Source organism: Cupriavidus sp. GA3-3 (genome assembly GCF_000389805.1).
Classification (GTDB): Bacteria; Pseudomonadota; Gammaproteobacteria; order Burkholderiales; family Burkholderiaceae; genus Cupriavidus; species Cupriavidus necator_D.
Window position 1 is genome coordinate 191471 of the sequence record NZ_KB944479.1, and the last position, 15411, is coordinate 206881.

Sequence of the window (15411 nt, forward strand, 5' to 3'; positions counted from 1 at the left end):
GATGCCTTGTGATGAATATCCGGGTAGTGAGGATGCTTGTGGACGATCGGAGCATGCCGGTGTGCGTGCACATGTGGTTCCTTCCCGTTCCACGGAAAATCATGCTCATGCTGATGATGCTCATCATGGCGATGAGCATGCGTGTGTTCCATCGGCTCATGGGTATGGTCGTGCTCGTGCCGTTCCCGGAGATGCAGACATACGCCTAGCGCCATGAGCACCGCCGCGAGCCAGAACAGGAAATTTGGCACCTCAGGCCACAGCAGGAAGGAGATCACCACGCCAAACAGGGGGCCACTGAAAAATAGGCCCCTGTCCTGGCCGTACCAAGATGGCGAAGGGCGATCACGAACAGCGCCAGGCTCACGCCATAACCGGCAAAGCCGATCACCATCGCCAATGCTAAAAGAGCAGCGCGCGTGGCGACAAGGCAGCGGCCTCTGGTTGCCACGAAAGGATGATGCCCCCAGCACCGGCAGGCGGGCCAGCGGGGTGGCAGCGTGCATCTGCTGCATATCATGGCCCTTCGTGTTGTGGGTGACCCGTCATCGCGACCGATCCTAGGCGATTTGACGCGCGCCAATTGACATCGGAGCATCGCAAAAAGAAGCCGCCAGGTCTTGGCGGCTTGCGGGAGTCGCGCTGTGGGGAGTGAATTAACCCATACGCATATCTGATCTTAAATCAATTGAATACGAGATGTCACGCATCGAGAGGGCACCCCCTCCAGAGTGGGGTATGACCGGAAGGACTTGTAAATCAAATCGGATCGAGCCGACGGGTGTTGCGCTGACACGCCTGGAGGAAACCGCGGCGAGGATGGTCTGACGTCGATGGTCAGGCGGAACACCGAGCGCGCACTTGCCGCCAGCCGATCTCGTCGACCACCAGCAACCTGGGACCCATCACCGCCCGATTGAAGTATTCGCGCGGCCGCCCTTGCTGCCGGGCAGTCGCCAGTTGCATCATCAGGTCGGCCGCCGTCAGGAAGCGGCTTTTGATGCCAGCCTGCGCGGCCCGATAGGCCAGCGTCGCCAGATGTGTCTTGCCTACGCCGGACGGCCCGAGCAGCACGACGTTCACCAAGAGCACTTTATAGAATTCCGGCGCCACGGATTTGAAAACTATTCTTGGAGGTGTTTAGCTTCGCAGGCGCGTGGCGAGCACTCGATCCAGGTGCGAAATTTGGCGTTGAATGAGCTCGCGTCTACGTCGGCGGCGCGCTGAGACCATGGTCAGCACGCATAGCATGAAGCTGAGTCCAACTACGAGGGCAACGGTAGCGAGGGAGTTCATTTGATGTTTGCCTTGCCGATTTCGGCGTCCAAGCCTGGAATCATAGAAGCCGGACTCTTGGATGCCTATGTCGAAATAAGGCCTTATTCGGTGCAATGGACTACTGCAAAAGGCGGTAATCTGTGCTATTAATCCTGTTTCTCCTTTGTCGACGAGCACACACCGGTGCCGGCTCGTCGTGGAAGGCGCCCACGCGGAAAGGCGCGCCTCCGCTCCGTCTCCAGCTTCGACACGCGGCGCCTCTCGGTAGGCGGGCGGCCGCCGAGAGACTCGGCTAGACCTGCCGTGATCGGATTGACGAAATACGCCAGCCGCTGCATCCGGAGGGAGACGCTCACGTGTCTCATAGAAGGCATTGACTCTCGCGTTTGTAATCGTGGACGAGGGCTTCCAGCATCAGCCACTGCGACCGTAGGGCGCGTTTGAGGAGGGACGTGACGGCCAGGTAAAAGTGCAATCCGGCCTCCCTCAGCGCATCCCCTTATACAGAAGTAGGACCGTCTCGGCAGCGGGGCATGGAGCCTGAGGCCGCGGAAATTTCGAGGTAAGGGGTTGTTAACTTCGCCAGACTCGCGTTTACTCTCGGATTTTGGGCAGCAATGGGCAACGAGTCGGGGGCATGGGTGGACGAGGAATTTGAGAGTCTGGATCTTGGCGATCCGCGGCGGGATCGGCGGGCCAAGGAATTGCTCAAGCGGTTTGCGGCCCTGCCTACGGCGAGCATTCCCGGTGCGTGCGATGACTGGTCGCAAACCATTGCGGCGTATCGGTTTCTCGGCAATGAGCAGATCGATTGGCGGGACGTGATGCAGCCCCATTGGGAGCGCACGGCGGAAAGAGTCGCGCAGTTTCCGGTGGTGCTGTGCATCGCTGATTCGACCGAGCTGAACTTCAATGGCCAGGAAATGGAGGGGCTGGGGCCGCTGAGCTACGAAGCCCAGCGGGGCATGTTTTTGCATCCGACCTACGCGGTGACGCCTGACCGTGAACCGCTGGGGGTGATCGATGCCTGGATGTGGGCGCGGGAACCAAAGGACGCCGACGGCAACCGCGGCGGGATCAAGGAAAGCGTACGCTGGACTGAAGGGTATGAACGCGTTGCGGAGCAAGCCGCGCTATTGCCCCACACGGCTGGTGTATGTGACGGACCGCGAGGGTGATATTGCCGAGTTGATGGCGCGCGCCCAGGAACTTGGCCAACCGGCCGACTGGCTGATCCGCAGCCAACACAACCGCAACCTTGCCGAGGGCGGCAAGTTGTGGGATAGCGTCGACGCCAGCCCGGTACTCGGGGAAATCACCTTTATCTTGCCGGGGCGTGCAGGCCAGAAGGCGCGCGAGGTCAAACAGGAGCTACGCGCAAAACGCATGAGGCTGCCCGGTCTGGATGGCCCTGCGCTCACCTGTGTAGAGGCCAGGGAGATCGGAGCGCCCGCAGGCGTCAAGCCAGTGGTTTGGCGGCTGTTGACGAACCGAGAAGCGCAGGACGCCGATGCTGTCATCGAGCTCGTCGACTGGTACCGAGCCCGATGGGAAGTGGAGATGTTCTTCCATGTCCTGAAGACCGGCTGCAAGGTCGAAGCGCTACAGCTCTCGCACATGGACCGTGTGGAGCGGGCCTTGGCGTTGTACATGGTGGTGGCGTGGCGCATTGCCCGCTTGATGCGGTTGGGCAGAACCTGCCCGGATCTGGATGCGTCCCTGTTCTTCGACGCCGACGAGATTCGGGGGGGCATACGTGCTCGCCAAGAAGGCCCGCCCGAAGACACCAGTCACACTCAATCAGATGATTCGGTTGGTTGCTTCCCTGGGTGGGTTCCTCGGGCGCAAGAGCGATGGCGAGCCCGGTGCTAAGACGATCTGGATCGGCATGCAGCGAACCATGGACGCCGCGCTCACCATTCAAGCACTGCGGGAAGAGTCATGACTTCTGTATAAGGAAATGCCCTCAGCGCGCGACCGGCCCGCTGGGGCCGCTAACGTACTGCGCTCCCGCGAACGGACAATACGTGCTGAGCCACTCGAGTACAGGCGGTTTTCCCTGTTTACGTCTTTGACGCTGGTTAGTTCTTGAATGTCTCCATTATAACGCTGCGCGCTTCCGATCGGGCAACACTGAGCGCTGAAACGGCGTCTGCTGCGTGCTTAGCTCTATCGCACACACCTCGCGGCAAGATTCGCCGCCTGGCACGAATTCACCGAAGTGGCCAAAACCCGTCAACTGCGTTCTGAGCAGTGGGCCCGCAATGCCACTGCCTGTCCCGCTATCGACAAGGCTGCGCTAGCGATTCGTTGAGCTTGTCGCAGTTTTTCCGCCAGTTACTGTCCTGTGAATTTCTGGCAACTAGCGTAAAAAACTCGTCCATATTTTTAGATGGACGACTGCCGTTTCAATCCACACTTCGAAAAAAATCCCGCATCGGGAGTGTATGCGGGAAGCGCCAAAACGGGGTAAGGCGCTTGGTAACTAAATTATTTACTGGGCAGCCAAAAATCAGGTTATAAACGCTCTCTCGGGCCCAGTAAATTAAAAATGCTTCGGCATAATTAATCTCCACTGCGGTCTTTTGCAAGAAATTTACGGCAATGCTATAACCCCGAACACGGGGGCGCAAAAATCAGGAGTGATGTTATATTTTCAATGACTTGCGATTTTTTTAATGCTTTGTTACAGTCTATAAAAAATAAATTTATCCTACTGGGTCATCGTTGAAGCTCCGGACTAAGGGTCCCTGCCCTCTGCGCGGAAGGACTTTAACTCCGTAGGGAACTACAGAGTCAAGCAGGTGGGTTACACGATTGGTCAATTGGCGCAGCAAGCGGGTGTCGGCGTTGAGACGGTCCGCTACTATCAATCCTTGGGCTTACTGGATGTGCCCAATAAGCCACTTGGCGGACAGCGCCGTTATGAGGACGCTCACCTCCGGCAACTACGTTTAATTCGTCGCGCCCAGACTTGTGGGCTTTCCCTTGCAGACGTCGGGATTCTTGTTGGGCGGGATTCCTCTTGTCAGACAATCTGTGGCGTGATCGCAAGGCGTCTAGCGATGATCGAAGCCAAGCTTTCCGAATTTCAGACAATGAAAGCCGAGTTGCATGGTCTTCTGAATCAATGTTCCAATGCAGCTCCTGACTCCTATTGTCCGGCGCTGGACCATCTTGCGAATAAAACACGTAGCTAATGATCCGAAACTCCTCCGATTCTGGTTGTCGAGGATGTGCAAATGACCTTCTACTCGGCAGGCATACATTTGATTAAGCTGTTGCGACGGCCTTACCTCTTGGCGGCCACGCTGGTGGGCCTAGTCAGTGTTTCGCTGGCAATATTCGTGCTCGACATGAATCATGAGGACACGCTGGCCCGCTATCAACGTGGCCAAGCGTTGCGAGTAGGGTACGCCATCGAAGAACCATTCGCGATGGTCGAAGCAGATGGCAGAGTTACCGGCGAGGCGCCGGAGGTCTTGCGTCATGCTTTGCGCTCCCTCGGCAGGGAGAATGTGGTCTGGCTGCAGGCGGATCTCGCTAGTCTCATTCACGAACTCGAAAGCGGTCGCATTGACATCATCGCCGCCGGCATGTTCGTCACGCCTGCGCGCGCGCAGCGCGTGCTCTTCACTCGCCCAACGGCAACAATTCAGCCAGGTTTGTTGGTTCGTTATGGGAATCCACTTCATCTTCGTTCGCTAAGCCACATAGCAGCGCAGCCGACCGTAAAGTTGGCCGTTATCGACGGCTCCGTCGAGCAGCAGTTGGCACATAAAGCAGCGCTGTCGGAAGCGAAAATTCAAGCCTTTCCGGACGCGGCTGCAGCGGCGGGCGCAGTTAGAACAGGCCTAGCAGATGTTTTTATGCTCTCTTTCGTATCGCTGCATTTTTTGGTCACAAGAGCAGAGGCTGGCATATTCGAACTCGTCGTGCCGGATACCACGCGCGACGGGAATTTCGCAGGCCTGCCGGCATTTGCCATGCGTCTGGAAGATAAGCGACTGCGCGATGCTATCGACAATGCATTGGCGGACTTCTTGGGTAGCCCCGCGCATCTGGAACTGATGCGACGGTTCGGCCTTCTCGACGACAATATTGCAGTTGCACCGGGCATCTCGGGATAATGACCAGGCATCCGAACCAGTTTCCGGGTACTGCGCCACTTTTGGTTGCGCTCACGTTGTTCGCCTGCATAACGATGGCGCTGATGACCTGGTCAAATTACCGTTCCGATCAGACATTGCGTGGAGGCTTGATTGCCCTCGACCGTCTATCTGAGAGCCGCCGCGCGGCCACTGCGGCCGAGTTGCACCTGGAGCGTATCCTAAATGGCGATCCCTCCTCGACCCGAGGTCTGCTGATTGCAAGTCTCGCTCGTGCGCGTGAGGCCGGCCATGGCCTTGTGAAAGGCGACGGGAAACTTGCTGATTTCGCCGTCACGCAGGGCTCCACCGTCCGCATCGACGCGGCCGCGATCGCTTATGGTGACAAGCTCGAGACGATGGCTGGTGCTATTCGTCAGAGGCTCGCTAATCCACGTAGTACTACGCAGCTCGAATTGCGGATGCATTACAGAGCGGTCGAGCAAGCGGCGTCAGAAGTGGAGAGCATCCTGCTTCGAGAGATCGCTGCCCGGCGTAGCACATTGCATCGGCTCGATGCATTGAATATCGCGCTTGTCGGCCTGTTGACACTGGTCCTGTTTGCGTTACTCGCGCGAACCGAGCGACGTCATGCCTGTGCTCTGGAAGAGCTCTCCAAGAGGGAGTCACATCTACGCGCCTTTGTCTCGGCGATGCCCGGCGTATCATTTCTACTCGATGCTGAGGGGCGGTATCTTGGAGTATTTGGCAGCGACACCGAGCTACTTCTTCAGCCAGCCACGGCCATCCTGCAACGCAGGGTCACGGATATCTTGCCGGCAGACGCCGCTGACGGCTGCCTCAGTGTCGTCAGGGGAACACTCTCGAGCCGACGCACTACGGCATACGAATACCGGTTGACAATCGATGGAAGCGAACGCTGGTTCGATGCCCGCGTTGCTCCGATTGGTAATACCGACAGCGTGATCTGGCTGGCTTGGGACGTCACCGAGCGGCACGGCGCCGAACAGCGTGTGCGTGAACTGTCTCGCCTATACGGCTTCCTAAGTCACGTGAACCAGGCAAGCATGCACGCGAGCACGCGGGAGATACTGTTTGAGCGTGTGTGCGATGCTGCGTTGCGATTCGGCGGGTTTCGCCGGGCCTGGATCGAAGCGATCGATATTGTCGGCATAACAACGCGCAAGGCAGACACTAAGGCCACCGTCCCTGATTCGGTCGATCTCCGCAACGGCGATCCGATCGATGCCTGGAGCCGCGGGGAAGTCGTTTATATCACCGGCTTTCGGGATGGTGACATCGCTCCGAATTGGGCGGTCGGAGACTTGACGGGTGGCATGAGCGCCTGCGCCGGGATTCCATTGCGGTGCGATAATGAGCTGATCGGAGTGCTCCATCTCGCCAGCGACGTGCTTGATCTCAAACGTAGCGAGGAAATGGATCTGCTGCGAGAGATCGGCGGCGACATCTCCCTTGCGCTGACTCGCCTCAATATTGTCGCCAAGCATGCTGCACAGGCCGCCCGGATTCACCTGCTGGCAGCAGCCTTAGAAAGCTCGCGAGACGGCATCATCATCACGGATCTGGATACCCGTATCGTTTCCGCCAACCGCGCGTTCAGCAGTCTAACTGGCTATGACGAGGTCGAAGTAGTAGGCCATCCCCTCAGTCTTCTGCGCTCGGGCATGCACCCGGTCGAATTTTATCGGGAGATGCACGATACGCTCGCGCGCGAGGGCTGCTGGCAAGGGGAAATTTGGAATCAAAGCAAGAGCGGCAAGGTACTGCCACACTTCCTGTCTATCAGCACCGTCACAGGCGACAACGGGAAGGCTGAGCATTATGTCACCGTATTAACCGACTTGACACGTTTGAAGCAGGCTGAGAATCGGCTGGACGCTCTGACTCATTTCGACCCATTGACAGATCTGCCGAATCGTCTCTTGATTCGTGCGCGCTTAGAGCAATCGCTTGCCGTCGCGCAGCAAGGCGGACGTCGCCTGGCAGTACTATTCATCGATATTGACCATTTCCAAACCATCAATGATGGACTCGGTCACGCGGTAGGTGATGAATTGTTAGTTGCTGTCGCACAACGTCTGCAGGCTCAGATGAGATCTCACGACATCCTCGGCCGGCAAAGCGGAGACGAGTTTGTGGTGGTTCTCCATGACATCGAAGTCGTCAGTGGGGCGGATGAGTTCGTCCGTCAACTCATTGAGGTTTTTTCTGCGCCATTCTGCTTGCCAACGGTCGGCGAGTTGTTCGTGCAGGTTAGCATCGGCGTTGCGGTCAACCCAGAGCATGGGAGTCATGCTGCGGAGTTGATCCGGAACGCGGAATCCGCCATGCACGAAGCGAAACGCTCAGGTCGTGCTACCTGGCGTACCTATGTCCCCGGCTTCACCTCTGCAGCCAACTCAAGACTGGCCCTAGAGGCGCGCTTGCGGCGAGCGCTACGGCAGGGGCTGTTCGAACTACACTACCAGCCGTTGGTCAACTTGGAAGATGGCAAGGTGATCGGGGCCGAGGCCCTGGTTCGCCTGCCGCGGGACGGCGGAAGCGACGTCGGCCCGTCCGAGTTTATTCCCCTGCTGGAGGACACCGGTTTAATCTTGCCGCTCGGCGCGTGGGTCCAACGCGAGGTCTGCCGTCAAGGCCGACAATGGCTTGATGAGGGCAAAGCAATCGAGGTGCTTGCCGTCAACTTGTCCGCTGCGGAGATTCGTAGCGGTCATGTCCAAGAGCAGTTGCGGGACATACTTGCAGAGACAGGTTTCCCGCCAGAACGATTGGAGCTTGAAGTCACAGAATCTGGGCTGATGTCGCGCGGCAGCCAGGCGGTGGAGTTTCTGCGCAGTCTGAAATCGCTGGGCATCAAGTTGGCCCTTGACGATTTTGGCACAGGCTACTCTTCGCTAGCCTATCTAAGGCGCTTCCCTGTTGACAAGTTGAAAATTGATCGCAGCTTTATCCGGTATATACCGGACGAAACCGGAGATATGCAACTCGTGGCCACCATTGTCGCGATGGCAAGGGGGTTGGGTCTGCGCGTACTAGCCGAAGGGGTAGAAACCGAAGCCCAGCGACTCTTCCTGAGGAAACTCGGGTGTGACCTTTGGCAGGGGTACCTGTGTAGCCCGCCGTTACCAGCAGCGGCTTTTGCGGACCGCTTTCTTTCCTCGTCGGGCCCTTCGGATGGGACACCGTAGGAGTACCGCCACCCGCCCGGTCTATTTCAGGGTCGGCATGGTTGCCATGACCATCGACAAGCGAGCGTTGGCTGCGTGCAGGAGTAAAAAAGGCGAGTGGCATGTTCGTCTGCCCTCCGCGCTGGACGCACCTCCTGGGCGCTATTGCGAGCGGCGTCCGGGCTTGCGGAGCCACGATGGCGTCGAGGCATCCTTGCGTAGACAAGGAGCAGTCTTTGATTGTTAAGACAATCAATATTATCATTGAGACTGCCCCTTGGCAGACTCTGAGCAGCAATGGCACGATCCATCGAATTCGATCGAGATGAGGTTATGGCGCGTGCTGTAGACGCCTTCTGGCGCTATGGCTACGAAGCCTTGCCTGCGAACGTCCTCGCAGGGGAGATGGGCGTGTCAAAGTCTTCCCTTTATAACACCTTCGGGTCAAAACGGCAGCTGTTTCTGGAAGCCATCGAGATTTATGCAAATGCAAAAGCTCTTGCCATTCGAAACGCTTCCGAGGCACCAAGATTGCAGGAACAACTTCGAGGGATCCTGTTGCATATCGTAAAAGACAATGATGGCGGCCGTGGATGTCTTCTCGTAAATACTTCCATAGAATTTGGCTTGCGTGACCCCGAGGTGCGTCGGTTGGTCCGAACCGGATTCCAATCCATCAAGGCTGCGTTTGAATTTCTATTAATTTCCGGCCAGCGATCTGGGCAATTTAAAAGAAATATAGACCCTGCAATCTGGGCGATGACGCTAATTGCCGGCATTGCCGGGCTGCGGGTGCTGGCAAAAGCAGGTTACACAGAGCGTCAATTGTCCCCTGTGATTGATAATCTTATGCGCATTGCAGCATAATTTTTTGCGCCTTTTTGGACCGCCTCGACCAGAATCAGCAATACCTACTTGTGCACCAGGTGACCCGATGACTCTATGCGCCCGTCTCTCCTTGCCTCTTGTGACCGTGGATACAGCAAGCCCCAATGCCAGGGACATTCTCGACAGTGTTAGAGACGAGATCGGCAGTATTCCCAATATGTATGCGGCGATGGCCAACGCACCGGGGTTGTTTGATGCATACCTTTACAGCTACACCCAATTCCGCCAGGAGTGTTCCCTGACGCCACTGGAACAAGAGGTGATACTTCTGGCGCTATCCGTTGCCAACGGCAGCTCCTACTCAGTGGCGATGCATAGCGGCATCGCCGCTACAGTCATCAACGGGTCCCCAGAAGTTGTAAATGCAATTCGTGATGGGCGGAGCCTATTGGACGCAAGGCTTCGCGCGCTGGTGGGATTCACACATGCAATGTTCGCCCATCGAGGGCGACCGAGCGCAATCGAACTAAAAGCATTTCTCGATGCTGGCTATAGTGAGAAAAATGTCTTGGACATCATTCTAGCCATTGCAATCACGACGCTCAGCAACTATACCAATCACGTATTCGAAACGGAGGTGGATAGATGCTTCCGACATTTTTCCTGGATTCCACCCTGTTAGTCTTCATATGCAATCGCATCGTTAATCATTTCACGTGGGAGGAATTTTGTTTTTTGCGTTATCCATCAGGAGACGTAGAAACAGCATGAAAGGCGAAATCAATGTCAAGGAAGAATTTTATTATGAAAATGCGAGTCAGCGATGTTGATCGACTCGTTTTTGGTTTCAATACGTTGAATTTCCTGGATTTTGCGTGGTTATACGAACGGATGGCGGACGCGAATCCGAAATTTGAAAAGAACCACGCAACTCGCTTCAGAGAGGTCTTTCCGGACCTTCCATTCACGCCGGAGTGGCTGGCGCAGGCATGGTCACTATATGTGTCTTATGCGCCAGATTGCGCGCGAGAAATTGGGCGCGAGGTTACCTTCTTGTACTTTATACTGGGGCTACAAGACGCTTGGCCGAAGCAGACAGCCTACTCGAAAGCCGTAGTGCAGATAGCTATGAAAAAAGGAGCGAAACGCGCACATCAGATACTAAATATTGTCACGATTTTTCATGAAAGCGACGGTGAATTACCCAGCTGACGCCGGCAAGTCAAATTGCGCGACCAAACGCGAACGTGAATATTATCCGCAGGATGTAAAATATTTGTGTTGAAAGCTGCGCATATAATATCTAATGAGAACGCCGCTTAGTTCGTGGCGCCCCACGTCGTTTACCTAAACATAGATTCCGGCAGGATGGCTAGAACACCTCCGCATATTGGGCCCGTTGCAGCAGTTGATGCGCAACCACTTCTTACGCTCGAACGCTGGCGGGTGTATGAGACAAATCGAGGTGATCGCCATTTCGTCGGATATTGCGTGGAAACGCATGATGGCCGTGTGACAACTGCGATTCTTTCGTTCAATGCTAGTACGAAAACTGGCGTTACGACGAGCGGGCGGCGATATTTGCTGAAAGGCTGGCCCTGCTTCGATAGTGATGCAGAGCATGTCTGGTCCTTTTACACATCGCAGAATGAGATAACAGAAACAAGAGATGTTAGTCTGGAATACTTGTCATCAGACCCTTGATGGCCTGACTTCGAGTTCCACACTGCGTCCGCATGCATGAGCAGCTGGCTGTCGAAGCGATCGCACGTGCCCGCCGCCGGGGCAGGGCAAGCTTCCGGTGGAGGCCAAGGCGATCGTCATGCCGGGCGCTCCACCGCTTTCGTGGCCTTGGCCACCAGCCGCAACCCCGTTCCCTCGTCGCCGGTGCGCGGCCGTTTCACCTCGCCCGCCAGCAAGAGGAACGGGTCCTCCAGCTAGGTTCACGCGCCATCCCACCCCAGCTTGCGCGCGACGACTACCGGCCCGGCCTCATCGACGCCTTTCAGCAGGACGTCGGGCGCGAGCAGGGTGCCGCAGGTCAGACGTTCAGCAATCTGCCTTGGCAAGCTCGCCAACCGCATGGGCGGAAAGTCCTGCGGACGCTCCATACCATTGGAACACCCTCCGCGTCGTGGGTACCGCTGGCCGTTACATTAGTCTAATCTTTCATTTATTCTCATACCCGGAATCGGGGGCATCATTTTGGACATAGTTTGGGACATATATTGCACGGCCGCCCCAATTGACTGAGGCAGTTCAATCTTACTGCGGCGAGCGGAACTCTGGAGAACTCTTATGAAGTGTCCCCCAGTATTGGCGACCGAGGCAGAACGACTAGAGGCGCTGTCCGGGTATGGACTCGAAAGCGATAGACCGTTGCCCAGCCTGGACCCAGTGGTCAAAATTGCCGCACGTGTCTTCAAGATGCCTGTCGCAGCGGTGAATATGATCGGCAGCGATCATGTCTTCTTTGCGGCAAGCACTGGTCTTGAGGGTGCGCAAGTTGACATGAGCCGCGACGTTTCGTTCTGTGCGCATGCAATCACCCGGAATGAAGTCATGGTGGTGCCGGATGCCACGCTCGACGAACGCTTTTACGACAACCCATTGGTCACGGGGCCGACCAAGCTGCGCTTCTACGCCGGCGTTCCCCTGATGTCGCCGGATGGCCATGCCGTAGGAGCGCTCTGCGTGATTGATGGGCAGCCGCACCGCGATTTCTCAGAGGAAGACTGCGAGCGTCTGCGCGAGCTGGCCAAAATGGCAGGGGACAGGCTGGAGTTGCGCCGCGTCGAAATTGCCGCGCAGGCGGTACGGCGGCGTTCCTCGGAGGCATTGGCTGAAGACCAGCCCACTGCATTCGTGCAGTTCGATGAACGACGGGGTGTCGTCGCCTGGAACGACGCTGCTGCTGCCCTGTTTGGATACGAGCCGAGCGAGGGCCCCGGCCGAGCCTTTGACAGCCTATTCCCCGAGCGAGAGAGGGCGGCATTGCACCAACTGATCTCGCGCGCGGAGGTCAGTTCGGTCAACGAACCGTCCATGCTCGCGCAACTGCACGGCTTGCGCAAAGACGGAACGGGATTCCTTCTCGGGTTGTCCCTGACTTGCCTGCGCACGAACGCGAAGCTGATATGCAACGCCCGTCTGCAGGATCTAACAGCGCTGCGGCGTGAGGAACAGGCGTTGCAACGGCTAGCGAACATCGACATGCTCACCCGACTCGCCAACCGCGCGTGCTTCTATCGGTGTGTGGAAGAGACGCTCACGCTCGCCTTGCCGGCCGCAGTAGTCATGGTCGACCTCGATGGGTTCAAGGACGTCAACGCCACGCTTGGCCACGCGGTAGGCGATGGCATTCTCCGCGAGGTGGCTCGCCGCTTGGAGAAAACCGCGAGACCGAACGATACGGTCGCGCGGATCAGCGGGGACGAGTTTGCTATCCTGCTACCGGAATGCGACAGTGTCGGGCAGGCGAAGGATGTCGCTCATGCGGTGATTGCCAACATGGCCGAGCCGATTGCCATTGATGGACATGAGGTGCGGCTATCGGTCAGTTGCGGCGTGGCCATGGCGCCGCTCCATGCACGGGAAGCGCTGGAACTGATCGCCAATGCGGACCTGGCTCTGTTCAAGGCAAAGAGCATCGGCCATGGCCAGTCGTTCGTCTTCGCCACCGCGTTACGGCATGAAGCGGTCGCGCGGCGGCTCTACAGCATGGAGTTGCATCGGGCAGTCAGCGACGGCGAATTCGTGCTCTTCTATCAACCGCAGGTTCGCCTGGCCGACGGCTCCCTCACCGGTGCTGAGGCACTGATCCGCTGGCTGCATCCGCAGCATGGTCTTTTGTCTCCTGCGGCTTTCCTGCCCGCGTTGGAAGAGGGGGCGCTCGCCGTGAGTGCTGGATCGTGGATTCTTGATGAAGCCTGTGCGCAGGCAGCGCTATGGCGCAGAAGTGGCGCAAAAGATTTCCGTATCGGCGTCAACCTGTGCGGCGCGCAGCTTCGTGCGGAGGACCTGGATTCACAGGTCGTCTCGGCCCTGGAGCGGCATGGCCTGCCGCCGCAGGCGCTCGAGCTTGAGATCACCGAAAACATCGTGCTCGAGGGCGACGACCGAGCCGTGGAAACGCTTCAGCGCTTGCGGGACCACGGCGTGGCGATTGCCTTCGACGATTTCGGAACCGGCTATGCATCGCTCAGCCTGCTCAAACGCTTCCCACTTACCCGGATCAAGATCGACCGTTCCTTCGTGCAACACATACATGAGTCAGATCGGGACGCTGCCATCGTCCGCGCGCTGCTCGATATGGCACGGAGTTTCGGCCTGGAGACGATTGCCGAGGGGGTCGAAACCGAAGAGCAACGTGACACCCTGCACCACCTTGGGTGTGAAGAGGGGCAAGGCTATCTATTCGGTCGCCCCTTACCAGCGCTGCAATTTGCCGAAATGTTCGAAATCGGGCTATGCGTGAGCCGACTGCGTCAATCGCCATAACGCGGTCGTCTGCGAGGTGTCGGCCGACGACATTCTATTATTGATGGGGTGGAAGTTGCATCGGGCAGTGCCTGGCCCTGCACCCATTGTCTTGGATGTGTAACATTCCCATTTTCTCGCGCAGATCGTTTGGCAAAGGGAAGAACCGATGCTATAACGCACTCCTGATCGTTACATCTCGTTACCAATGTTACTTGATGTTAAGGGTCGGGCGACGCGTTTGTGGTGCATCCGCCCCTCCTTGTAGAGCCAGTAGGGAAGAAGAGAAGAAGATGGAAGAAGCTAGCAGATTTCCGGATGAGATCAGGGAAGTTAACCTCGCTTATCTGCTGCTCGCGCAACAGCTGGTGCGCGAGAACCAGTTAGAAGCCATGTACCGGCGGGGTGTTGGCAAGGATATCGCTGACATCCTTGCCAAGCTCACGCCTGCGCAATTGGTCAAGCTGGCGGCATCCAATATGGTCTTGTGCCGGTTCCGGTTCGAGGACCATGCCTTGCTGTCGACGCTCACCCACAACCCGAAGAGCCATGATATGCAGCAGATGCACGCTGCCATCTTGCTGGCCCGCCAGCCGGTGGAGTCCTTCAATTGAGTGCGCTGCTGCAAGCTGCCCCGGCCCGGAGCCTTGCGGCCACTCCGGTGACCGGCCGCAAGAGCGTGCTACAGGATGCCAAGCAGACCCAGCTTGCCATTGAGTTGATCGGGCTGGGCGCGCGCTTGCAGGTGTTGGAAGCCGAGACCACGCTCTCGCGCGATCGCCTGATCCGGCTTTACAAAGAGTTGCGCGGGATCTCGCCGCCCAAGGGCATGCTGCCATTCTCGACCGACTGGTTCACCACTTGGCTGCCAAATATCCATTCGTCTCTGTTCTTCTCCGCTTACCAGTTCATGGTGCAGCAGGGCGGGGCGAGCGGCATCCGTACTTTGGTGGCCAGCTATCGGCTCTATCTCGAGCAAGTATCGCTGCTCGGCGGCGAGATTGTCTTAAGTTTCACCCGTGCCTGGACGTTAGTACGGTTTATCGAGCGCAATATGCTGCAGCTTTCCACCTGCCCCCGTTGCAGTGGGCAGTTCGTGACGCATGCATATGAGCCGCAGGCGAATTTTGCATGCAGCATGTGCCGCCCCCCGTCGCGCGCAGGCAAGACCAGGAAGCTCTCGCAGCGCACCGTCCTCAACCTCGTCAGCGATCCATAGCAGTCGACGCCGATGCCCCAAGCAGACGCTAGTGCGATACCACATTGGCGGGAGCGGGACTGCGAAGGGGCCGGGCGCACGCTTTTCTGACGAGATTCCATCATGCCAGTAGCAGCCAGTCACGCGGTCATGCGGGCGCCAATGCGTAGCGGGCCCGCTTGACTCGGCGACGCATGGGCGCGTTCTATCAATCAGTTGAACTTGTCGTCTTTGGCAGAGCGGTGCTCGGTGCCTTAGTCAGCGCTATCGGCGCTGACTAACCAGCGCCCGCTAACATTATCCCGGCGGCAGTCTCGATCCACCCCGC

10 protein-coding genes and 3 pseudogenes are annotated in these 15411 nt (G+C 57.5%); 10 read left to right on the forward strand and 3 right to left on the reverse strand.

Features of this window, described 5'->3' with window-relative positions; all coding sequences use genetic code 11:
• Positions 1-5: 5 nt before the first annotated feature.
• Together C265_RS31510 and C265_RS31010 are read right to left on the reverse strand one after the other, a co-directional pair.
• Positions 6-406: pseudogene (locus C265_RS31510) on the reverse strand (EamA family transporter); the annotation flags it as partial.
• A gap of 461 nt (positions 407-867) precedes the next feature.
• Positions 868-1080, reverse strand: a pseudogene (locus C265_RS31010) (ATP-binding protein); the annotation flags it as partial.
• An 860-nt stretch (positions 1081-1940) separates the two neighbouring features.
• Between C265_RS31010 and C265_RS16410 the strand changes: the two are divergent.
• The 7 genes and pseudogenes from C265_RS16410 to C265_RS32230 all read left to right on the forward strand — a co-directional run bounded on the left by C265_RS16410 (position 1941) and on the right by C265_RS32230 (position 10618).
• A pseudogene (locus C265_RS16410) lies at positions 1941-3223 on the forward strand (IS4 family transposase).
• An 859-nt stretch (positions 3224-4082) separates the two neighbouring features.
• Positions 4083-4478 carry a MerR family transcriptional regulator gene (locus tag C265_RS31515; protein ID WP_010811935.1) on the forward strand — a complete coding sequence of 132 codons (396 nt, stop codon included), beginning with the start codon at positions 4083-4085 and terminating at the stop codon, positions 4476-4478.
• Between the two features lie 42 nt (positions 4479-4520).
• Positions 4521-5408 carry a transporter substrate-binding domain-containing protein gene (locus C265_RS16415; RefSeq protein WP_010811936.1) on the forward strand — a complete coding sequence of 296 codons (888 nt, stop codon included), beginning with the start codon at positions 4521-4523 and terminating at the stop codon, positions 5406-5408.
• 74 nt (positions 5409-5482) lie between these two features.
• A complete protein-coding gene (locus C265_RS16420) occupies positions 5483-8599 on the forward strand; it encodes an EAL domain-containing protein (protein ID WP_161940244.1) in 3117 nt (1038 codons plus the stop codon).
• A 276-nt stretch (positions 8600-8875) separates the two neighbouring features.
• Positions 8876-9445, forward strand: a complete 570-nt coding sequence (locus tag C265_RS31520) for a TetR/AcrR family transcriptional regulator (protein ID WP_010811938.1) — start codon at positions 8876-8878, stop codon at positions 9443-9445.
• A 67-nt stretch (positions 9446-9512) separates the two neighbouring features.
• Positions 9513-10088, forward strand: coding sequence for a carboxymuconolactone decarboxylase family protein (locus C265_RS31525; protein WP_010811939.1), 576 nt, complete (start codon positions 9513-9515; stop codon positions 10086-10088).
• Between the two features lie 101 nt (positions 10089-10189).
• Positions 10190-10618, forward strand: coding sequence for a hypothetical protein (locus C265_RS32230; RefSeq protein WP_144062253.1), 429 nt, complete (start codon positions 10190-10192; stop codon positions 10616-10618).
• 731 nt (positions 10619-11349) lie between these two features.
• Here the strand turns inward: C265_RS32230 and C265_RS32535 are convergent.
• Positions 11350-11517, reverse strand: coding sequence for a hypothetical protein (locus tag C265_RS32535; RefSeq protein ID WP_161940243.1), 168 nt, complete (start codon positions 11515-11517; stop codon positions 11350-11352).
• A 268-nt stretch (positions 11518-11785) separates the two neighbouring features.
• On the opposite strand from C265_RS32535, the gene C265_RS16430 reads away from it, so the two are divergent.
• The 3 genes from C265_RS16430 (at position 11786) to flhC (ending at position 15104) form a co-directional block, all read left to right on the forward strand.
• Positions 11786-13906, forward strand: coding sequence for a bifunctional diguanylate cyclase/phosphodiesterase (locus C265_RS16430; protein ID WP_234788313.1), 2121 nt, complete (start codon positions 11786-11788; stop codon positions 13904-13906).
• Between the two features lie 272 nt (positions 13907-14178).
• Positions 14179-14499, forward strand: coding sequence for a flagellar transcriptional regulator FlhD (flhD, locus tag C265_RS16435; RefSeq protein ID WP_010811941.1), 321 nt, complete (start codon positions 14179-14181; stop codon positions 14497-14499).
• Positions 14496-15104, forward strand: coding sequence for a flagellar transcriptional regulator FlhC (flhC, locus tag C265_RS16440; RefSeq protein WP_010811942.1), 609 nt, complete (start codon positions 14496-14498; stop codon positions 15102-15104). The genes flhD and flhC overlap by 4 nt, the downstream gene beginning before the upstream one ends.
• The last annotated feature ends 307 nt before the right edge of the window (positions 15105-15411 follow it).

Coding starts and splice junctions, on each gene's coding strand:
- C265_RS32535 (WP_161940243.1), bottom strand. CDS start 11,517: ATGGAGCGTCCGCAGGACTTTCCGCCCATGCGGTTGGCGAGCTTGCCA.
- flhD (WP_010811941.1), top strand. CDS start 14,179: ATGGAAGAAGCTAGCAGATTTCCGGATGAGATCAGGGAAGTTAACCTC.
- C265_RS16415 (WP_010811936.1), top strand. CDS start 4,521: ATGACCTTCTACTCGGCAGGCATACATTTGATTAAGCTGTTGCGACGG.
- C265_RS31520 (WP_010811938.1), top strand. CDS start 8,876: ATGGCACGATCCATCGAATTCGATCGAGATGAGGTTATGGCGCGTGCT.
- C265_RS31525 (WP_010811939.1), top strand. CDS start 9,513: ATGACTCTATGCGCCCGTCTCTCCTTGCCTCTTGTGACCGTGGATACA.
- C265_RS32230 (WP_144062253.1), top strand. CDS start 10,190: ATGTCAAGGAAGAATTTTATTATGAAAATGCGAGTCAGCGATGTTGAT.
- C265_RS16420 (WP_161940244.1), top strand. CDS start 5,483: ATGGCGCTGATGACCTGGTCAAATTACCGTTCCGATCAGACATTGCGT.